22 protein-coding genes are annotated in these 17,738 nt (G+C 67.6%); 6 read left to right on the forward strand and 16 right to left on the reverse strand.

Annotated elements, in window-relative coordinates:
• Nucleotides 1-41 precede the first annotated feature (41 nt).
• The 4 genes from ACFEMD_RS15405 to ACFEMD_RS15420 form a co-directional block, all read right to left on the reverse strand.
• Nucleotides 42-479 (reverse strand): RNA-binding protein, encoded by a 438-nt coding sequence (locus ACFEMD_RS15405; RefSeq protein WP_394741998.1) that lies wholly within the window; start codon nt 477-479, stop codon nt 42-44.
• A gap of 66 nt (nt 480-545) precedes the next feature.
• A complete protein-coding gene (locus tag ACFEMD_RS15410; protein ID WP_394741999.1) occupies nt 546-749 on the reverse strand; it encodes a DUF1918 domain-containing protein in 204 nt (67 codons plus the stop codon).
• A 67-nt stretch (nt 750-816) separates the two neighbouring features.
• Nucleotides 817-990 carry a hypothetical protein gene (locus tag ACFEMD_RS15415; RefSeq protein WP_394742000.1) on the reverse strand — a complete coding sequence of 58 codons (174 nt, stop codon included), beginning with the start codon at nt 988-990 and terminating at the stop codon, nt 817-819.
• A 44-nt stretch (nt 991-1,034) separates the two neighbouring features.
• The gene (locus ACFEMD_RS15420) at nt 1,035-1,715 is read right to left on the reverse strand and encodes a DJ-1/PfpI family protein (protein ID WP_394742002.1); all 681 of its coding nucleotides are present in this window, start codon (nt 1,713-1,715) and stop codon (nt 1,035-1,037) included.
• A gap of 138 nt (nt 1,716-1,853) precedes the next feature.
• Here ACFEMD_RS15420 and ACFEMD_RS15425 point away from each other — a divergent pair, with 138 nt between their 5' ends.
• The gene (locus ACFEMD_RS15425; protein WP_394742004.1) at nt 1,854-2,303 is read left to right on the forward strand and encodes an Hsp20/alpha crystallin family protein; all 450 of its coding nucleotides are present in this window, start codon (nt 1,854-1,856) and stop codon (nt 2,301-2,303) included.
• 3 nt (nt 2,304-2,306) lie between these two features.
• On the opposite strand, the gene ACFEMD_RS15430 is transcribed toward ACFEMD_RS15425, so the two are convergent.
• The 10 genes from ACFEMD_RS15430 to hisC form a co-directional block, all read right to left on the reverse strand.
• Nucleotides 2,307-3,308, reverse strand: coding sequence for a DHH family phosphoesterase (locus ACFEMD_RS15430; protein ID WP_394742005.1), 1,002 nt, complete (start codon nt 3,306-3,308; stop codon nt 2,307-2,309).
• 177 nt (nt 3,309-3,485) lie between these two features.
• Complete coding sequence (locus tag ACFEMD_RS15435) at nt 3,486-4,484, reverse strand: ornithine cyclodeaminase family protein (RefSeq protein ID WP_394742006.1); 999 nt, start codon at nt 4,482-4,484, stop codon at nt 3,486-3,488.
• A 51-nt stretch (nt 4,485-4,535) separates the two neighbouring features.
• The gene (locus ACFEMD_RS15440) at nt 4,536-4,751 is read right to left on the reverse strand and encodes a hypothetical protein (RefSeq protein ID WP_394742007.1); all 216 of its coding nucleotides are present in this window, start codon (nt 4,749-4,751) and stop codon (nt 4,536-4,538) included.
• Between the two features lie 376 nt (nt 4,752-5,127).
• Complete coding sequence (locus tag ACFEMD_RS15445) at nt 5,128-5,550, reverse strand: DUF3054 domain-containing protein (RefSeq protein ID WP_394742010.1); 423 nt, start codon at nt 5,548-5,550, stop codon at nt 5,128-5,130.
• Between the two features lie 64 nt (nt 5,551-5,614).
• Complete coding sequence (locus tag ACFEMD_RS15450) at nt 5,615-6,007, reverse strand: hypothetical protein (RefSeq protein WP_394742011.1); 393 nt, start codon at nt 6,005-6,007, stop codon at nt 5,615-5,617.
• A gap of 39 nt (nt 6,008-6,046) precedes the next feature.
• Nucleotides 6,047-6,691, reverse strand: coding sequence for a triose-phosphate isomerase (tpiA, locus tag ACFEMD_RS15455; protein WP_394742012.1), 645 nt, complete (start codon nt 6,689-6,691; stop codon nt 6,047-6,049).
• A 127-nt stretch (nt 6,692-6,818) separates the two neighbouring features.
• Nucleotides 6,819-7,355, reverse strand: coding sequence for a multiprotein bridging factor aMBF1 (locus ACFEMD_RS15460; protein ID WP_394742013.1), 537 nt, complete (start codon nt 7,353-7,355; stop codon nt 6,819-6,821).
• Nucleotides 7,356-7,433: 78 nt separating this feature from the next.
• A complete protein-coding gene (locus ACFEMD_RS15465; RefSeq protein ID WP_394742014.1) occupies nt 7,434-8,045 on the reverse strand; it encodes a CDP-alcohol phosphatidyltransferase family protein in 612 nt (203 codons plus the stop codon).
• Nucleotides 8,042-8,587, reverse strand: coding sequence for an adenylate kinase family protein (locus ACFEMD_RS15470; RefSeq protein WP_394742015.1), 546 nt, complete (start codon nt 8,585-8,587; stop codon nt 8,042-8,044). Before ACFEMD_RS15470 ends, ACFEMD_RS15465 begins: the two co-directional genes overlap by 4 nt.
• Nucleotides 8,584-9,711, reverse strand: a complete 1,128-nt coding sequence (gene hisC, locus ACFEMD_RS15475; RefSeq protein ID WP_394742016.1) for a histidinol-phosphate transaminase — start codon at nt 9,709-9,711, stop codon at nt 8,584-8,586. Before hisC ends, ACFEMD_RS15470 begins: the two co-directional genes overlap by 4 nt.
• A gap of 204 nt (nt 9,712-9,915) precedes the next feature.
• Between hisC and ACFEMD_RS15480 the strand changes: the two genes are divergently transcribed.
• Nucleotides 9,916-11,253 (forward strand): MFS transporter, encoded by a 1,338-nt coding sequence (locus ACFEMD_RS15480; RefSeq protein WP_394742017.1) that lies wholly within the window; start codon nt 9,916-9,918, stop codon nt 11,251-11,253.
• A 178-nt stretch (nt 11,254-11,431) separates the two neighbouring features.
• Here the strand turns inward: ACFEMD_RS15480 and ACFEMD_RS15485 are convergent, their stop codons facing one another.
• Nucleotides 11,432-11,851 (reverse strand): universal stress protein, encoded by a 420-nt coding sequence (locus ACFEMD_RS15485; protein ID WP_394742018.1) that lies wholly within the window; start codon nt 11,849-11,851, stop codon nt 11,432-11,434.
• A gap of 254 nt (nt 11,852-12,105) precedes the next feature.
• On the opposite strand from ACFEMD_RS15485, the gene ACFEMD_RS15490 reads away from it, so the two are divergent.
• Together ACFEMD_RS15490 and ACFEMD_RS15495 are read left to right on the forward strand one after the other, a co-directional pair.
• Nucleotides 12,106-13,260, forward strand: coding sequence for an SPFH domain-containing protein (locus ACFEMD_RS15490; RefSeq protein ID WP_394742020.1), 1,155 nt, complete (start codon nt 12,106-12,108; stop codon nt 13,258-13,260).
• Between the two features lie 61 nt (nt 13,261-13,321).
• A complete protein-coding gene (locus tag ACFEMD_RS15495) occupies nt 13,322-14,650 on the forward strand; it encodes a glycoside hydrolase family 68 protein (protein WP_394742023.1) in 1,329 nt (442 codons plus the stop codon).
• Here ACFEMD_RS15495 and ACFEMD_RS15500 read toward each other — a convergent pair.
• The gene (locus ACFEMD_RS15500; RefSeq protein WP_394742024.1) at nt 14,647-16,836 is read right to left on the reverse strand and encodes a GH32 C-terminal domain-containing protein; all 2,190 of its coding nucleotides are present in this window, start codon (nt 16,834-16,836) and stop codon (nt 14,647-14,649) included. The genes ACFEMD_RS15495 and ACFEMD_RS15500 overlap by 4 nt on opposite strands.
• 177 nt (nt 16,837-17,013) lie before the next feature.
• Between ACFEMD_RS15500 and ACFEMD_RS15505 the strand changes: the two genes are divergently transcribed.
• Both ACFEMD_RS15505 and ACFEMD_RS15510 read left to right on the forward strand, forming a co-directional pair.
• On the forward strand, nt 17,014-17,226 hold the full coding sequence (locus ACFEMD_RS15505) for a hypothetical protein (RefSeq protein WP_278292737.1): 213 nt from the start codon (nt 17,014-17,016) through the stop codon (nt 17,224-17,226).
• 72 nt (nt 17,227-17,298) lie between these two features.
• Nucleotides 17,299-17,718 carry a hypothetical protein gene (locus ACFEMD_RS15510; protein WP_394742026.1) on the forward strand — a complete coding sequence of 140 codons (420 nt, stop codon included), beginning with the start codon at nt 17,299-17,301 and terminating at the stop codon, nt 17,716-17,718.
• The last annotated feature ends 20 nt before the right edge of the window (nt 17,719-17,738 follow it).

The following is a 17,738-nucleotide window of genomic DNA, read 5'->3' on the forward strand; positions in this document are numbered from 1 at the left end:
CGTTTCGCGTCGGCAGGCGGACGGAACGCTACGCTCGAGGGCTACTCCCCGTCTCGCAGTCGCTCGAGGACCTCCTCGGCGTTGTCGACGGCCTGGTCCTTCTTGGCGGGGTAGGCTTCGACCTTCGCGCGGAAGGTGATCCCCTCGCCGAGGCGGACCTCCTCGCCGAAGGCGGCCTGCTTGTCCAGTCGCAAGAAGAGCTCGGTGTTCTCGGTGACGCGGTCGTCGAGCTCGCCGAGGAGGCCGTCGAGGTCCTCGAGGTCGGCGAGCCGCGAGAGGACGTGGCGCACGTCGTCGGCGTTCTCGACGCGGGCCGACAGCACCAGGATGCGGTCGCCGTAGTGGCCCTCGCTCTCGACGCGTTCGATCTCGAACTCCTCGGGGAGGAAGGTCCGAAGCGCCTGCTCGACGCGTTTCTCGTCCTCGGTGGCGTAGCAAAACGCCCGCAAGTCGACGTAGTGAAGGGGTATCTGTGGCATCTGCGGATACAGTGCGGATCGCTGGTTCGGAACGAGCGGGCGACCGTCGGGTCGCCTCGGTCGGGGTTACTCCTCGTCGTCCTCGTCGGCGCCGTCGGCCGCCTCGAGGGAGTCCTCGGGGACGCCGGTCTCCTGGCCGTCCTCGAAGCTGATCGTGTAGGTGACGTCGCCGAACATCGACTCCATCGTCTGGGTGACGGTGCCGGTCTCGCCGTCGAACTCGCTGTGCTCGTCGTGTAGAACGACGTCGTCGTCTTTCTCGAAGCTCATAGTGGCCGTTCCCCGGCGCGGGGTAAAAAGGGACTGATTCGCCACGGGGAAGCCGGTGCCGGACCGGCTACCGCATGCTCTCGAGGGCGTAGACGGTGTCGGACATGAGCCACGCCTCCTCGTTTTCGGCGTCTTCGATACTCAGGGCGAAAAACGAGTCCCGGCCGTCGTCGACGGTGATCCGGTAGCTCTCGCTCCGCAGCTCGGTCGTTCGCTCGGGCGGCGTCGGGTCGGCGGTCACACCCGAACTCGGCAATCCGGAGGGATAACTGGCCCGGTTCCGGTCTACAGGTCGAGCTCCTCGAGCAGCGCCTCGGCCGCGGCGCTTGAGGACTCGGGGCCGCGGGCCGTCAGCAGGTCGCCGTCGACGGTGACGCTCGTGTCGGCGTCGAGTTCGGGATCGAACTCGCCGCCCGCGGCCTCGACCTCGTCGGCGACCCAGTAGGGGAGCTTGCGGCCGTCCGGCATCACGTCGTTCTCGTCGAGGATGTCTTCCTCCCACTCGTTGGGGAAGCCGGTAACCTCGCGGCCGTTGACGATAAAGGCGCCCTGGCTGTCGCGGGCGAACCCGAGCATGCCGACGGCGTGACAGACGACCAGCGCCGTCCCGTCGTCGCCCTCGACGGCCTCACGGAGGAGCCGGCGGGCGTCGCTGTCCTGGTTGACGTCCCACTCGGTGCCGTGGCCGCCCGGGAAGACGACGGCGTCGTAGGCCTCGCCGTCGGCTTGCGCGGTCGGGATCGGATCGTTCAGGCGCTCGTCGCTCTCGTGGACCTCCCGGACGTGCTCGGCGGTCTCCTCCCCGACCTCGTCGGGGTCGGCGGAGGTCTCGTCGAGTTCGGGCGGTCCGCCCGACGGCGTCGCGACGGTGATCTCGACGCCGGCGTCCGAGAGCGTCTCGAGCGGCTCGATGCATTCCTCGCCCCAGTAGCCTTCCTCGCTGACAACGAACAGCGCTTTCGTCATACCCGAAGCGAGGGTCGGAAGACGGAAAACGACGAGCCTGGATGCTGCCGCGTTCGCGAACCGACACGTCCGAGTCGGTGACAGTTCCGATACCCGTGAATGGCTTTTTCGAGGACCCCGGTAGTGGGTCGAACTGCTATGGCCGGCCGACGAAATCCCTTCGACCACCTCGAGGAACTGTTCGACCGACTGAACCGCCAGTTCGAGGAGGCTGCCAGAGACTGGGAGAGCGAGCGGGGCGAGCAGTTCGCGTTCGGCAGCGGAACGACCACGCTCGACCTCGCCGATCACGACGACGAGTTCGTCGTCACCGTCGACGTTCCCGGCTACGAATCCGAGGATCTGGATAGTCGGCTCTCGGGCGAGACCCTCTACATCAGCGGCGAGCGCGAACACGGGACGACCGACGGACGTGACGACAGCTACCTCCGTCGCGAGCGCGAACTCGAGTCGTTCAGCCGCCAGCTCACGTTTCCCGAGCCCGTCGACGCCGACGGGATCGAGGCGACGGTCAACAACGGCGTGTTGACGATCCGCCTTCCCAAGCTCGAGCCCGGCGAGGACTCGCACGCCATCGACATCGAGTGACGCTCAACTCCCGCCCTCGAGTGCCTCGAAGAACCGGTCCGGGAGCCGGCTCCCGACGATGGTCAGCAGATCTCTGGCCTCGGGATCGACGTCGTCGACGATCGCCGCCAGCTCGATCCGACCGCCGGCCATGTCGTGGTGGCCGCCGGCGGAGCCAAGCTCGTCGAAGCCCGCCTCGAGCGCCTCGCCGATGTCGATCTCGGGATCGATCGACCGGGCGCTCAGCCGGATCGCGTCGCCGACGACGCCGTAGACCAACACGGTGTCGACGTCCTCGAGGTTGAGCAGGTAGTCCGCGGCCTGTGGCAGCGCGTCCGTTTCGGCGGTCCGGCCGACGGTGGCGACCATCGACGACCCCTGGCGCTGGCGGGTCGCGATCGCCCGACCGATGGCGTCGAGCGTCGCCGCGGAGAAGGCGCTGCCGTACAGCTGGTCGAGCGCCTCGAGCTCGGCCTCCGGGTAGACCGCGAGCGCGGCCTCGTACTCGCGGCGGGTCGGACTGCGAACGAAGTCGAGCCGCTCCCGGTGGAGCGCGAACAGCAACGCCGAGGCCAGCCGGGGGGTCGGCTCGATTCCGAGGTCGGCGAGGTACTCGACGAAGATCGTCGCCGTCGCGCCGTATTCGACGCGGACGTCGACGAACTCGGCCTCGATCGGGTCGCCGGGGTGGTGGTCGACGACGATATCCGGACGGAACGTCTCCGGCAGCTCGGTGTTGGCCCCGGGCTGGGAGTGGTCGACGAACGCGACGGCGTCGTAGTCGTCGAGTTCGGTCTCGTCGAGGGTTCGCAGCGAGAGCTCGAGGACCGAGACGAACGCGCGGTTTTGCTGGTGGGAGATGTCGCCGCCGTAGGCGATCGCTACGTCGCCGACGCCCGCGTGGTCGGCGATCGCCTCGAGAGCCAGCGCGCTGGCCAGACAGTCGGGATCGGGATTGTCGTGACAGACGATCGCAAGCGAGTCGCGGGTCTCGAGAACCGCGGCGAGCTCGGCCGCGCGGGACATGGGGCGCCGTAAGGGATCGAAACGTTTGAACGCCCCTACGGTTTCGCAGGAATTACACCGGCAATTTAACGTTAGCTGGCGGTAGCAGCGCCATATATTCTATCACCGTCGGCAACGATTCGTAACCGATCGATACCGACAGATCTCGAAACCGTTCGTCACAGCACGAGGCCGGGATCAGTCGCCCGTCAGCGCCTCGCTGGCCGGCGCGAACGGAATCTCCGTGCCGAGCCCCTCCTCGCTCGCGCGCTCGTAGAGCATGTTCGCCGCTGCGACCGTCTCGACCCCGGTGCCGCCGCTGTCGAAGACGGTGATCTCCTCGTCGCTCGTCCGCCCGGGTGTGACGCCGGCGACGACCTCGCCGAGTTCGGCGTGGACGTCGTCCTCGCCGACGACGCCGGCCTCTAGCGCCGCGAGGAAGGCGCCGGCGTCGTAGGTCGCTCGCTCCCGGAGGTCGGGAACGTACGTCGCCCGCTCGATCGTCGTCGTATCCAGCTCGCGGCTGTCGGTCCCGTACTGGCCCATCGCCGTGACGTGGGTTCCGGGTTCGAGGTCGTCCCCGTCGAACACCGGTTCGCTCGCCCGCGTCGCCGTGATGACGATATCCGCACCGGCGACCGCGTCGGCGCTCGAGGTGACCGCCCGGACGTCGGCCGCGAGCTCGGCGTCGAAGTCGGCCGCGAACGCCTCGCGGTTCTCGGCCGTCGGCGAGTAGACCCGCACGTCGGCGAGCTCGCGGACGGTCGCCGTCGCCCGCAGCTGGCCGCGTGCCTGCGCGCCGCTGCCGACGATCCCGAGCGTGTCGGCGTCCTCGCGGGCGAGGGCGTCGACCCCGACGGCGCCGGCCGCGCCGGTCTTGAACGGGTTCAGGCTCGCACCGTCGAACAGCGCCAGCGGTGCCCCGCTGTCGGCGTCGAACAGCGGCAACACGAACCAGGCGTCCTCGGCGCCGAACCCGGCGCTGTACGTGTATCCACCCATGACGCCGCTGTCGGGGAGGATGGCGGTGTAGCCGGTGAGCATTCCCGCGGGCTCGTCGCGAACGAGCTTCGATCTGGGCTGGGCGGGGGCGCCCTCGCCGCGCTGTCGGTACCCCTCGCGGACGGCGTCGACGTACTCGGCTGGCGTCGCGAGGCCGTCGACGTCCTCGCTCGTCAGAAACAGGGTGTCGGTCACACCGGGAAAAACAGCGGGAAGTGAGAAAGGGATACCGGCTCGAGATCGGATTCAGTCCGCGTTGAGCGGCTGGGGCGCTGACTGGACCTCCTCCGTCGAGTCGACTGGCGTGTTGACGAACATTGCGTGGCCCATGAGCACCATCGCGGCGAACGCTCCGGCCGGTATCGCCGCCGTCACTGACAGACCGACGAACGTCAGTGCAGCGGTGATGCCGAGCAGTGCGACTGGGATGAGGCCGAGAACAATGTCGTAGTATCCAGTCATAATGTATTCTATACTATGCGGAATAGTGGTATAAGTGTTTCCCATAATTAGCTGATACCGGACCTATTTCTAACTCGTATTAGTGAGGAACCATTTTCATAACTTATGGGAAATTTATATCGATGTTCTGAGGCGCGAAACCATCGGTTTGATAGGGAGCCATCCCTCACAGCGCGCCGACTATATACCGGCTGAAGCCCAAAAAATAGCCCGATAGAGGCGCTCTGCGCTCGTCGGTCGTCGAACGGGGGAAGAACACGATCGATGATTATATTATCTACGGGGCGTATCAGCAAGAAAACATCCTATTCGGTTTCTGAGAGTCCCGGTGGAGGGTCAGCGTTCGGAGTCGTCGGGCGGAACCGTTTCGGTGCGGTCAGCGGCGGGAGCGGGCGTAGACCGCGTAGGCCCCGCGCCAGCCGACGAGAGCGAGTAGACCGAACCCGGTCATTACGAGCGGGAACGGCCAGACTGCGCCGCCGTCGAACAGCGCCGACGCCCGCAGGATCAGGCCGACGTTCGCCGCCGCGACCCAGGCGACCGTGGTCAGACGGACAGTGTGAGCGGGCGAGGCGGCGACCCCGGGCGCGTACAGCCCCGCCAGCGGGGCCATCGCGAGCCAACCGACGGCGAAGGGGACGACCGTCTCGAGGGCGGTCAGCGGCTCCCCGACCGGGTCGACGCCGTGGCTCAGCTGGCCGACGACGATGATCGCGGCGAGCAAGGCGAGATCGACCGCGCCGAGCGCAAGCCCCTCCCGGTCGATCGAGAACGCGGACGAGCGGGCCGGTGTGTCCATGCCCGACTCTCGCGACTGCGTCCATATCGGTGTCTCGGTTCGTTCTCACGGGGCCGGAACGCGGTTACTCGGCCTCGGGTGGCCCGGTGACCGTTCCGAGCACGCGCTGGGAGAACTCCACCTCCGAGAGCTCGTCGTCGAGTCCCGCAAACCACTCCCCCTCGACGTGCCAGCGCCCCCGCAACTCGCCGTCGGTCGAGCGCGAGGTCACCTCGAGCCGCCCGGGCGTCCAGTCTCGCTCCTCGGCGATCGCGAGCAGCATCCGGACGACGGAGCTCACCTCGTCGGTCGTCACGAACGGCGCCTCGGCGACGGTCTCGTACTCGAGGTCGAGCGCCGCGCCGTCGGGAGGCGCCTCGTCACCGCCGCCGTCGGGCCAGGAGACGTCGGTGAGGTAAATCCCGTTGCTCATCAGTCGGTTCTCGAGCGCGACAGCGACGGCGTGATCCGGTGACATACCTCCGGGTTGGGCCGGTATCCGTAAAAACGATTCCCGCTACAGCGGTTCGACGAGGTCCTCGAGGGCCGCGGTCGGGTCGTCGGCCTTCGCGACCCCGCTTGCCAGCAGGACCCCTTCGGCGCCGAGGTCGCCCGCCGCGACGACGTCGTCGCCGGTGCTGATACCCGCACCACAGAGCACGGCGACGTCGTCGTCGACGTTCTCGGCGGCGTCGACGGCGTCCTCGACGACGTCGGGGTCGGCCTGGCTGACGGGGGTGCCGGTGCCGATGAGTTCCGGCGGCTCGACGGCGACTGCGTCGGGGCCGAGCGCCGCCGCGGCGCCGATCTGGGCCGGGTTGTTCGCACAGACGACCGTCTCGAGGCCGGCGCGTCCGGCCGCGCGAACGGAGCCGTCGATATCGGCCAGCTTCAGGCGCTGCTCGGAGTGGTTGATCAGCGTGCCGTCGGCGCCCGCGTCGGCGACCGACTCGGCGAGCGTGTGACCGGTGTTGCTGCCGTGATCGATCGGATCGACGTGCTGGACCCAGGTCTCGACGCCCGTCTCGGCGACGCGCTCGAGGTGAGCGGCCTGGGGCGCAACGGCCAGTCGGGCGTCGGTTCGGTCGTCGACGTCGCGGACGGCTTCCGCGACCTCGATCGGATCGCACGGGTAGGTCTTGAGGTTGACGAGAACGAACATACGAGAGACGCCCCCCGCTGGAGAGAAATAGCTTGCGAGTCGGTCGCGATCGGACGACCCGCCGTAAGGTATGCCGGCGAACCCGAACCCCGTCGGGTTCGCCGGAACTGGCCTACAGCAGGCCGTCTCAGTCCTTGCGCTTGACGACGTCGCCGAGGGTGTAGCTCCCCGACGCCGAACCGCCCGACCACTCCGAGTCCTCCGCGGAGCCGCCCTCGGCGCTCAGTTCGATCCCGAGGTGGCTCTCGAGTTTCGACTGCACGCTGTCGCTGGGAAGCGTATCACCCCGCTCGATCTTCCGGACGAGGCTGGCCTTCTCGTTGAGCTCGTTCGCCAGTTCGGACTGGCTCAGTCCCTTCTCCTCGCGAGCGTTGCGGACGCGGTCGTCGTAGTCGGTCGCCAGCTCGTCCATGTCGTCGAACATGTCCTGGCGGCGCGAGCCGCCGGAACTCGAGGACGTCGACCCGCCGCTCGTGGCCCCGCCGGAGCTCGAACTCGAGGAGCTCGAACTGGTCGAGTACTTCGTGGAGGAGCTCGAGCTACTGGGCTGTTTCACCTCCGTCCCGAACTCCGTACAGTTCGAACACACGTCCAGCTTCGCACCCTCGACCTTGATCGTCTTCGGAGACGACGTCTCGGTGCCACACATCTCGCATTGAACCATGTCCGAACCTATATCGCGGGACGTGATAAACCATGCGGCGCGGTCCCAGTCCCCCGCAGTCGGCGCCGAGCGGGACGGTTACTCGAGGGCGATCCAGGCGTAGTAAAAGCGCTGGAGCGCGGTGATGTGGCCGACGACCGCGAGGAAGACCAGCAGCCAGCCGATCAGCGTGAGTCCGCCGTAGATGCCCGATATCGGGTAGGCGAGGAAACCGACGAGGCCGATGATCACCAGCCGGTCCGCGCGGCCGATGAGCCCGCCGTAGACCCGATCGAGGCCGACCGCCTGGGCCTGCGTGCCGAGATAGGAGGTCATCACGACGCCCGTCACCGCCAGAAAGCCCAAAAAGTAGCTTTCGACGCCGGCCGCCAGCCCGCCGATGATGACGATGTCTGCGTAGCGGTCGATGACGTGATCGAGCAGGTCCCCGCCCGCGGAGGCGACGTTCTGTTCGCGGGCGAGGGCCCCGTCGATGACGTCGAGCCAGCCGTTCAGAAAGACCAGTATCGCGGCCGCGACGAACCAGATCGGCGCCACCCGCCCGCCGAGCATGAAAGCGAGCGCCGCCAGCACCGCCATCCCGAACGCCAGCAGGCTGACGCCGTTGGGCGTCATTCCCAGCCGGTCGAACCCCTCGACGAACGGGTCCAGAATTCCGGAGACGTACGGACGGAGCTGATCCAGCGTCATTCGAGGTACCCCACAAAGTCGACCTCGCCGGCGCTTGGCTCCCGGTCGCCCGCGACGACGGCCTCGAGGTCGGCCGCGACCGCCTCGGGATCGCGGTCGCTCGTGTCGATCTCGTAGACCGACTCGAGGCCGTGCTCTTCGACCGCCTCCGCGAGGACGACGTCCAGCGCTTCGCTCTCGGCGTTCTCGGTCGCCTTGGCCTCGCTCTCGCCGCGCTCGAGCAGGCGCTCCTTCAGCGCCGACGGTTCACAACGCAGGACGACGACGCGATCCGCCTCGAAGTGGTGTGCCAGGTGGGACTCGGTCACTGCGCGCTCGTAGTCGGCGAGGCGGTCGGCCAGCGCGTCGAGGTCAGCGATCTTGCTCTCGCGATCGGGGTCGATCGCGGTGTAGAGTTCCTCCTTCTCGAGGGTCTCGTTGAGGTGGATCACCTCGAGGGCGTCGTCCTCGATCGCCGACTCGCCGTCAGCGAGCCGTTCCTCGAGCAGCTCCGTCGCGGTGGTCTTCCCCGTTCCCGGTGTCCCGGTGACGGCGATCCTCACGCGTCGGTCACCTCCGGTTCTCGCTCGAGTTCTAGGTCCTCGAGGACGGCGTTTACCGTCTCGACGGCGCGTTCGGTTTCGCGTTCGGTGCCGCAGGTGATCCGGATACAGCCCGGCAGGCCGAAGCTCGAGCAGTCCCGGACGATGACGCCGCGCTCCTGGAGCTCCTCGGCGACGGCCGTCGCGTCGCCGACCGCCGCGAGCGCGAAGTTGCCCTCGCTGGGCCAGACTCGCGCGTCGAGATGATCGCGCATGTACTCGCGGGAGTCCCGGGCCGTCGCGACGGTTCGCTCGACGTGTTCGTCGTCGTCGATCGCCGCCAGCCCTGCACGGCAGGCGATCTCGCTGGCCGCGAAGGGGGTGTTCACCCGGGCGTAGGCGTCGGCCCACTCGTCGGGAACGATCGCGTACCCGAGTCGAACCCCGGCGAGGCCGTAGGCCTTCGAGAACGTCCGCAGGACGGCGACGTCGTCGCGGGCCTCGAACCCGTTCCGGCCCTCGAGCAGCGCCACGGCACTGTCGACGTCGGCGAACTCGCCGTAGGCCTCGTCGACGACGACGAGGGTGTCCTCGCCGGTCTGTTCGGCGATCTCCTCGACGTCCGCCAGTTCGATCGTCGACCCCGAGGGGTTGTGCGGGCTCGTGAGGTAGATGATCCGCTCGCCGTCGTACGCCGAGAGCACCGTCTCGGGCGTCTGAGCGAAGTCGGCCTCGCGCTCGAGGGAGTACTCTCTGACGTCGCCGTGATGGAAACGGGCGCTCATCCCGTAGTAGGCAAAGCCCGGCGAGGGGACGAGCACGTCGTCGCCCGGCTCGAGGGTGGCTCTCGAGAGGTAGTCGATCGCGCCGTCGCCGCCGTTTGCGAGCCAGACCTGCGCGGAGTCGACGGCCCAGCGGTCGGCGACGGCGTCGGCGAGGTCGGTGTGGGCGGATTTGGGGTAGGAGCTCATGCTCCCGGCCGCCTCCCGGACGGCGTCGGCGGCCGCGGGGGAGGGACCGTGGGGGTTCTCGTTCGAGGCGAGTTTGATGAACTCCGAGGGGTCGCGCCCGAGTTCGCGGGCGACCTCCTCGATGCCTCGCCCCGCCTCGTAGGCGACGTGGTCGGACAGGTCGCGCGGTTGCATACGCGAACCCTGTTTCCGGCGGCTCTTAAGGGTGCTCACCTGCTCTCGTCGGCCGCTCCGGGAGCAACCGAAAATTATACTCGAGCAGATAAATTTAGACGACCCAATATCCTGACTGCAATTCTTAGAGCTCCTACCCCCACTAAGGGTGCTTTGTCGTGAAGGCAGAGAATTGTTCTTATGCAGACAATTTTGTGTGCGCATATGACTCAGGACGCGGAACACAGTGACGAGTACGATCTCTCCGGGAGTCCCAGACGGGGATTGATCATGGCGACGCTGTCGTTTTTCGCCGGACTCACCACGATCGCCTTCTACGGCGTGGCGGGACCGACGTTCCAGGAGGCGCTCGGGATCTCCGGGGCGCTGCTGGGACTGCTGCTGTCGTCGCCCCACATCAGCAAGGTAGTGCTCCGGGTGCCCTTCGGCGCCTGGGTCGACGACATCGGTGCGCGAAAGCCCATTCTCATCCTTCTGGGAATGACGCTCGTCGGGTTCGTGGGACTGGTCGCGACGCTGTTTCTGTTCTACCCCGACAACTTCGGCTCCCACCTCTACGTCCCGCTGCTCGTATTCGGGATTCTGGCGGGCGCCGGCAGCGCGACGTTCTCGGTCGGCATCGCCCAGACCTCCTACTGGTTCCCCGAGGACGAACAGGGGTTCGCGATGGGCGTCTTCGGCGGCGCCGGGAACATCGGTCCGGGGATCATCAACTCCGTCATCCCCTTCCTCATCGGCGTCGCGGGACTGGCGCTCGCGTACTCGAGCTGGCTCGTCTTCATGCTCGCCGCGACCGCACTGTACTTCGTTTACGGCGCGAACCCGTACTACTTCCAGCTTCTGGACAGGGGACTCGACAGCGACCGAGCACAGAGCGTCGCCGAGGACATGGGCCAGGAGGTCTTCCCTGGCGGCGGCACCTGGGACTCGCTGAAGGAGTCCTCGACGAACCGCTGGACCTGGGTGCTCGTCTTCCTCTACACCGTCTCCTACGGGGGCGGCTTCACCGCGCTGACGACGTGGTACCCGACGTACTGGAACCTCTTTCACGGAATGACGCTCTCGATGGCTGGGCTGTTCGCCGGTGTCTTCGTCGTCTACGGCTCGCTGGTCAGAATTCCCGGCGGCAGCCTGAGCGACCGGTTCGGCGGCGAGAACGTCGCCGCCGTCAGCTTCGCCGTGATGGTGATCGGCGCCGGTATCGCCACCGTCTCCCAGGCCGTAATCCCCGCCTTCGTCGGGATGATGGTACTGGGTACCGGGATGGGCGTCGCGAACGCCGCGGTGTTCGAACTCGTCCCGAAATACGTGCCGGACGCCGTCGGCGGCGCCTCCGGCTGGATCGGGGGCATCGGCGGCGCCGGAACCCTCCTCGTGCTTCCGATCCTCGGCGTGTTTGTGGACATTTACGGCGAGATCGGCTACGCTCGAGGGTTCGTCGTGATCGCCGGACTGAGCGCGATCTGCGTCGGCGTCTCGGTCCTGCTGAAGTTCTTCGGTCCCGAACCCGCCGAGGAGATCGACGAGTCCGCGATGCACTGAATCGGCGGACCGATCGCCGATCGTTTCGGACGATCCAGACGGTACCGTTTCGACGAGCCGAGAAACGAGCGGGCTCTCGAGCGAGCCGGTTGGCGTTCGAACGAGCGCGCGTCGGTCCGACAGCCGCCATCGGGCCGAGGCGAAGCGAAAACGAGGATCGACAGGGCGGAACCGATCGCTACGGTCGCGAGATCGTCACCGAGACCGGCGAGTTCCCGATGACGTTCTTGGCGACGCTGCCGACCAGGATTCCGGAGAGTCCCGACCGTCCGTGGCTCCCCATGACGACGTGATCCACGTTCGTGGACTCGGCGACGTCGACGATCACCGACGACGGATCGCCCGTCTCGAGCACCGTCTCGACGGAGACGTCGTCGCCGAGCGTTCGCCGCGCGTCGTCGAACAGCTCCCGGGCTTCCTCCTCGCGTTCCTCCCGAATGCCGTCCGCCGCGGCGCCGGCCGCGCCGTAGGTGACCTCGTCCAGCTCGAGAACGTGCAACAGGACGATCTCTTTGGGATCAAACAGTTCCGTCGCCTCCTCGAGGGCCGCTCGAGCGGGATCCGAGTCGTCGATCGGAACCAGTAGCCGTTCGTTCATACGTCCAGCAACGGTAGCGCTACCGGAAAGGGTTGTGCCTGCTTCCCAAGGCGCGGCGTCGGCTACGGGTCGAGCCGAACTCGAGCGAACGTCCTGCGTGCGAGCGGGACGACTACCGAGGAGTGACCCGCGCCGGTTCGCGACTCGGATCCGCCGGTGGAAATCGGACGATACCGGCAAGCTCGTCCGGAAAGTGGTACTCTCTCACATATTCCTGAACGAAGAGTTATTCGAACGGAACCCCTGATTCGAGTATGAACGAACTGGTGGCGACAGTCCTACAGCTCGAGGATCCCGGGATCGATCCGATGCTATTCATCGGGGCCCTCGTGCTCGCGGTCGCGGCCATCACGGTCTGGCAGATGGTCGAGATCGTCGACGCCTACAACAGGGGTGCACTGACCGTCTTCGGAGAGTACCGCAAGTTGCTTCAGCCGGGGTTGAACATCGTGCCGCCGTTCGTCTCGCGGGTTTACACGTTCGACATGCGGACCCAGACGATCGACGTGCCGACCCAGGAGGCGATCACCCGGGACAACTCGCCCGTTACTGCGGACGCCGTCGTCTACATCCGCGTGATGGACGCAAAGCGGGCGTTCCTCGAGGTCGACGACTACAAGAACGCCGTCTCGAACCTCGCCCAGACGACGCTGCGTGCGGTCCTGGGCGACATGGAGCTCGACGACACGCTCAGCCGCCGGGAGATGATCAACGAGCGAATCCGCCAGGAGCTCGACGAACCCACCGACGAGTGGGGGATCCGCGTCGAGAGCGTCGAGGTCCGCGAGGTCACGCCCTCGCCGGACGTCAAGGGCGCGATGGAACAGCAGACCTCCGCCGAACGGAAACGTCGCGCGATGATCCTCGAGGCACAGGGTGAACGCCGCAGCGCCGTCGAGAAGGCCGAAGGTGAGAAGCAGTCGAACATCATCCGCGCCCAGGGCGAGAAGCAGAGCCAGATCCTCGAGGCGCAGGGTGACTCGATTTCGACGGTCCTGCGGGCGAAATCCGCCGAATCGATGGGCGAACGCGCCATCATCGATCAGGGAATGGAGACGCTCGAACGGATCGGCCGGAGCGAGTCGACGACGTTCGTCATGCCCCAGGAGCTCACGTCGATGGTCGGACGCTACGGCAAGCATCTCTCGGGGAGCGACGTCCAGCAACAGGACGGCCAGCTCGAGAGCCTCGATTTCGACGACGAAACTCGCGAGCTGATCGGCCTCGACGACATCAGCGAGATCCTCGGCGAGATCGACGAGGAGCTCGAGATGAACGTCGAGGAGATGGAACAGGAGGCCAAGGCGATCCAGGAGGGCGAGGATATGGGCCAGAGCCCGGACAGCATCGACGTGCCGCGGGACGACGCCGAGACGCCCGGCGAGGAGTCGGAACTCGACAACCAGTAGGCTGGCTCGAGAACGGCCGGAGTTCACATCGTTTTTCTACCGTGCTCGCGGACGCTACGGCATGCACGACGACCCACGGTCCGCTCGTGAGAAGCGGACGATCTCGCGGTGGACGCGCTCGCAGGCGGCCGCGATCCGGCGCAGCGAGGAGACGCTCGCGCCGGTCGTCTACCCGCCCGCCGAGGATATCGATCCGGACCTGCACATCTGGGACACCTGGCTCCTTCGAAACCGCGACGGAACGATCGCCGAGATCGACGGCTACCGCGTGATCTTCTCGCTGACGGCGCCGGCCGACCTCCTGCCGGGCAAGCGCCACGACGTGGCGACGATCCGGTACTTCTACTCGCGGGACGGCCGGGAGTGGACCTGCGGCGGCAGGGTCTTCGAGGAGGGCGCCGCGTTCGGCTCGCGCCAGTGGGCCGGCTCGGCGCTGTACGACCGTCGCGGGGCCGCGGCGGACGACGGCCGGCTGTACCTCTACTACACCGCCTCGGGAACCCGTGACGAGACCGACCTCACCTACACCCAGCGCCTCGCCGTCGGGTCAGGGGGGACCGTCGAGGCCGACGACGACGACGGCCTCGAGATCTCGGGGCCGTTCGACCACGAGATCCTGCTCGAGCCCGACGGCACCGAGTACGAGCGCGAGGAGCAATCCCGGGGGATGATCTACACGTTCCGCGACCCCTGGTTCTTCGAGGATCCCGCGACGGGCGAGACCTGCCTGCTGTTCGAGGCCAACACGCCGGTTCCCGATCCCGAACTCGAGAGCGACCGGTACGACGCCGACCCCGAACACCTCAATTTCAACGGCAGCGTCGGGATTGCCGTCTCGCCGTCGGGCGATCCGACCGAGTGGGAACTCGAGTCGCCGATCCTCGAGGGCGTCGGGACGAACCAGGAGCTCGAGCGTCCGCACGTCGTCGTCCAGGACGGTCGCTACTACCTCTTCCTCTCGAGTCACGAGCACACCTTCGCCGAGGGGCTCGAGGGGTACGACGCGCTGTACGGGTTCGTCGCGGACTCGCTGCACGGCGAGTACGTCCCGCTGAACGAGTCGGGGCTCGTGCTCACCAATCCGGAGAGCGCGCCGTTCCAGACCTACTCCTGGCTGGCCTATCCCCACCGCGAGGAGATCCTCGTCAGCAGCTTCTTCAACTACTACGACCTGCGCGGGCTCTCGCTGGACGACGTCGCGCATCTGCCCGACGACGAACAGCAGCGTCGGTTCGGGGGCACCCTCGCCCCGACGGTTCGGCTGGGCGTCGACGGCGCCGAGACGCGGGTGCTCGGCGTGCTGGATCACGGCCACCTGCCGCTGCCCCGCGAGGAACTCCCCTCGCTACTCGCTTCCTACCGCGGCGGGGACGGCGGCGGCGAGTACTAGTTCTCCGGACCGACCGGGCGCTCCGACTCCCGCTCCGATTCGGCCCCGACGTCCGGCCAGGCCGATCCCATCGTCCACACCTCGAGATCCTCGAAAACGGCCCGTCCGTCGACGGCGTACAGCGCGATGCCGTCGCTGTCGGGTCGGGTCGGGAAGATCCGCGTCGTCAGGCAGTGGCGTTCGTTGGCGAACACCTCGAGGACCGAGCCGTCGACGAACAGCCGCAGCGACAGGCTCTCGTCGACCGGCGTGACAGGCATCGAGATCGGCTCGCTCGAGGCCCGGTGGTCGGTCGTCGACGCCGACCGGTCGACGACGAGGTCGCTCTCGCGGGTGTACCGCAGCAGAGTTTCCTCCTCGCCGTCGGGCGATCCCCGCACGACGAGCCCGCACTCGTCGGCGTCGTCGAGTCGGATCTCGGCCCGGAGCTCGAACGACCGACTGTCGAGGGGAAGGTCGTGGCGTTCGTCCGTGAGGGCCGGGGAGCCGTCGTAGCCGCGCTCCTCCCGGAGCGCGGTCAGCTCGGCCGCGGGGCGCTGTCGGAGCCGACCCGCCTCGTCGAGGTCGATCTCGCGGGGCAGCGAGAGGGTGCCCGACCAGCCCGCGTCCCACTGGGCCTCGGGGCTCCGATCGGGTTTGATCCACCCCCAGGTGAGCCACCGGCCGCCGTCGTCGCGCAGCGACTGGGGCGCGTAGAACGCGCCGTGGTCGAGCAGTCCCGTTCGTTCGACCTCGAGCGAGCCGTCGGCGTACTCGCCCAGGTAGTACCGGACCTCCTCGTAGTTCGAGACGTGCAGCAGCCGTTTCTCGCCGAGGTCGAGCAGCTCCGGACACTCCCAGATCACGCCGTCCGTCTCGGCCTCACCCGAGAGGATCGGCCCCTCGTAGGTCCAGTCGGTGAAGTCGTCGTCCTCGCTGGTGTACAGCAGCGCCGTCCCGCCTCCGTCCTCAATGCCGGAGCCGATGAGGTGGTGCCAGACGCCGCCCTCGAGCCAGACGTTGTGATCGCGAAACTCCGCGCGCCAGTGGTCGCTCGAGCGAAGCCGCGGCTCGACGGGGACCGACTTGATGACCGGGTTCTCCGGGGACTTCTCCCAGCCCGTCAGCTCGTCGTCGGTTGCGGTTGCCAGACAGGGGAGCTGGACGTCGTCCCGGCCCCCGGTGTAAAGGATCTGCGGGGTGCCGTCGACGTCGACCGCACAGCCCGACCAGCAGCCGTCGCGGTCCGGTCCGTCGGGCGAGGGCGTCAGCGCGACCGGGCGGTCCTCCCAGGTCACCAGATCCTCGCTTACCGCGTGGCCCCAGTGGATCGTGCCGTGGTGGGGACCGCCGGGATTGTACTGGTAGAAGGCGTGGTACGTTCCGTTCCACTTGATCAGTCCGTTCGGATCATTGAGCCAGTTGCCCGGCGGCGAGACGTGATACCGGGGTCGGTGGTGGTCGTCGGCCAACCGCTTGCGGTCGGCCGACAGCGCGGGGGTTCCCTTGGGATCGTGCTCGAGGAGTCGATCCCCCCCACCGAGCACCGCGAGGAGGTTCCGGAGCAGGCGGTCCCGGTTTCGGGCGGCCGCCTCGGGGACGGGGACGGGGCCGTCGAAGCGAACTCCCGTTCCGAGCCCGGCGACGTCGCCGTCGCCGATCCGCCAGCCGAGCAGCGCGGTCTCGTGGGGCCGTTCCCCGTCGGTTCGGAGCGTGCTCGCGAGGACGGCACCCCGATGCGGGAGGATCCCCTGGTAGCGCGCGAACGGCTGCTCGGCCTCCGGCGAGGCGGTCGGCACCCGCAGCCCCTCGAGTCCCTCGAAGACGGGACGGTCGGCGCGCAGCGACTTCACGAGCAGGCCCGTCGTCCCTTCCTCCGTTCCCGCGGCGTCGGGGCCGACCGAATCGATCCCGAGCGCGGGGACGGCCTCGAGCGCCCGCAGGGACAGCAAGAGTCCGCCGCCGTCCGTGAGAAACGCCTCGATCGGGACGCTTGCGTCCTCGGCGACGGCGTCGTCGGCCGGCTTGGCGCGGTGCCACCAGAGGACGTCGTACGCCGCGAGCCGGCCGTCGCCTCCGGCGACGGCCGCGAGTGAGATCGTCTCGACGTCGATCCCGGCCGCCGCACACCACTCGAGGGCGGCGCGCTGTTCCGGCGAGGGCTCGCCGGCGACCAGGAATCCGACGGTCTCCGCTGGTTCGCTCATCTACTCCCAACGCGGCGTCGGACAGTAATAGGCGTGCCGACGTGGGGTCGGACTTGGATCGATGCACCGGAGCGAGCGGATTCGGCGAAAGCGACCGAAGCGTCGGCCAGCCGTCCGGTCTCCGCCTGGAGGTTCAGGGGCGTACTATTTCCTCGTGGCGCCCCTACGAGGGGTACGATGTCCACAAACACCAGCAACGGCGGTTTCGGCGGCTCGTCGGCGAACAAGCTCAGTATCGTCTCGACGGTGATCGACGCGGGGCTCGCGTTCGCCCGCGGGCGACCGAAGAGCGCGCTGCTGTTGCTCGCTGCAGCCGCGCTCTCGACGCGGATCCCCGGGATCGGGACGGCGACCTCGATTCTGCTGCGCGTGATCCACCGACTCCGGTAGATCGAGGGCGACCCCGGGCGCGACCCCCGACGACGGCAAAGCGATTTATCCCGCGCCGTAGGCGGGTACAGTATGCGACGGCGAACGCTGCTGGGCGGGCTCGCGACCGGGTTCGGCGCGGTCGTCGCCCGAGAGGACGACGCGACGGCGTCGATCGAGCGCCGCGAGCAGCGCTGTGCGAGCGACGAGGACGACGCGGCGACGGCTCGGCTCGACGGGGGCACGCTCGTCCTCGAGGGAGTTATCCGAACGCCGACGCCCTGTCACGCGCTCGTCCTCGAGTCGGTTTCGTACGAGCGCGACACACTCGAGGTAACGATCGGTGTCGACGAACCGGACAGCTTTTGCGTGCAGTGTCTCGGCGTCGTCGAGTACGTCCTCGAGATCGAACTCGACGACCGAGCGCCCGACTGCGTCGCGGTCTTTCACGAGCGACGCGACGAGACGGTTCGGGTCGTTCGAGAGCGACCCAGTGGACGAACCGAAGAGTGAAACAGCCGTTTCACTTTGAA

Origin of the sequence: Natronococcus roseus (assembly GCF_043677095.1) — an archaeon.
Lineage (GTDB): Archaea > Halobacteriota > Halobacteria > Halobacteriales > Natrialbaceae > Natronococcus > Natronococcus roseus.

Coding starts and splice junctions, on each gene's coding strand:
- ACFEMD_RS15405 (WP_394741998.1), bottom strand. CDS start 479: ATGCCACAGATACCCCTTCACTACGTCGACTTGCGGGCGTTTTGCTAC.
- ACFEMD_RS15410 (WP_394741999.1), bottom strand. CDS start 749: ATGAGCTTCGAGAAAGACGACGACGTCGTTCTACACGACGAGCACAGC.
- ACFEMD_RS15420 (WP_394742002.1), bottom strand. CDS start 1,715: ATGACGAAAGCGCTGTTCGTTGTCAGCGAGGAAGGCTACTGGGGCGAG.
- ACFEMD_RS15425 (WP_394742004.1), top strand. CDS start 1,854: ATGGCCGGCCGACGAAATCCCTTCGACCACCTCGAGGAACTGTTCGAC.
- ACFEMD_RS15430 (WP_394742005.1), bottom strand. CDS start 3,308: ATGTCCCGCGCGGCCGAGCTCGCCGCGGTTCTCGAGACCCGCGACTCG.
- ACFEMD_RS15440 (WP_394742007.1), bottom strand. CDS start 4,751: ATGACTGGATACTACGACATTGTTCTCGGCCTCATCCCAGTCGCACTG.
- ACFEMD_RS15445 (WP_394742010.1), bottom strand. CDS start 5,550: ATGGACACACCGGCCCGCTCGTCCGCGTTCTCGATCGACCGGGAGGGG.
- ACFEMD_RS15450 (WP_394742011.1), bottom strand. CDS start 6,007: ATGTCACCGGATCACGCCGTCGCTGTCGCGCTCGAGAACCGACTGATG.
- tpiA (WP_394742012.1), bottom strand. CDS start 6,691: ATGTTCGTTCTCGTCAACCTCAAGACCTACCCGTGCGATCCGATCGAG.
- ACFEMD_RS15460 (WP_394742013.1), bottom strand. CDS start 7,355: ATGGTTCAATGCGAGATGTGTGGCACCGAGACGTCGTCTCCGAAGACG.
- ACFEMD_RS15465 (WP_394742014.1), bottom strand. CDS start 8,045: ATGACGCTGGATCAGCTCCGTCCGTACGTCTCCGGAATTCTGGACCCG.
- hisC (WP_394742016.1), bottom strand. CDS start 9,711: ATGCAACCGCGCGACCTGTCCGACCACGTCGCCTACGAGGCGGGGCGA.
- ACFEMD_RS15480 (WP_394742017.1), top strand. CDS start 9,916: ATGACTCAGGACGCGGAACACAGTGACGAGTACGATCTCTCCGGGAGT.
- ACFEMD_RS15485 (WP_394742018.1), bottom strand. CDS start 11,851: ATGAACGAACGGCTACTGGTTCCGATCGACGACTCGGATCCCGCTCGA.
- ACFEMD_RS15490 (WP_394742020.1), top strand. CDS start 12,106: ATGAACGAACTGGTGGCGACAGTCCTACAGCTCGAGGATCCCGGGATC.
- ACFEMD_RS15495 (WP_394742023.1), top strand. CDS start 13,322: ATGCACGACGACCCACGGTCCGCTCGTGAGAAGCGGACGATCTCGCGG.
- ACFEMD_RS15500 (WP_394742024.1), bottom strand. CDS start 16,836: ATGAGCGAACCAGCGGAGACCGTCGGATTCCTGGTCGCCGGCGAGCCC.
- ACFEMD_RS15505 (WP_278292737.1), top strand. CDS start 17,014: ATGTCCACAAACACCAGCAACGGCGGTTTCGGCGGCTCGTCGGCGAAC.
- ACFEMD_RS15510 (WP_394742026.1), top strand. CDS start 17,299: ATGCGACGGCGAACGCTGCTGGGCGGGCTCGCGACCGGGTTCGGCGCG.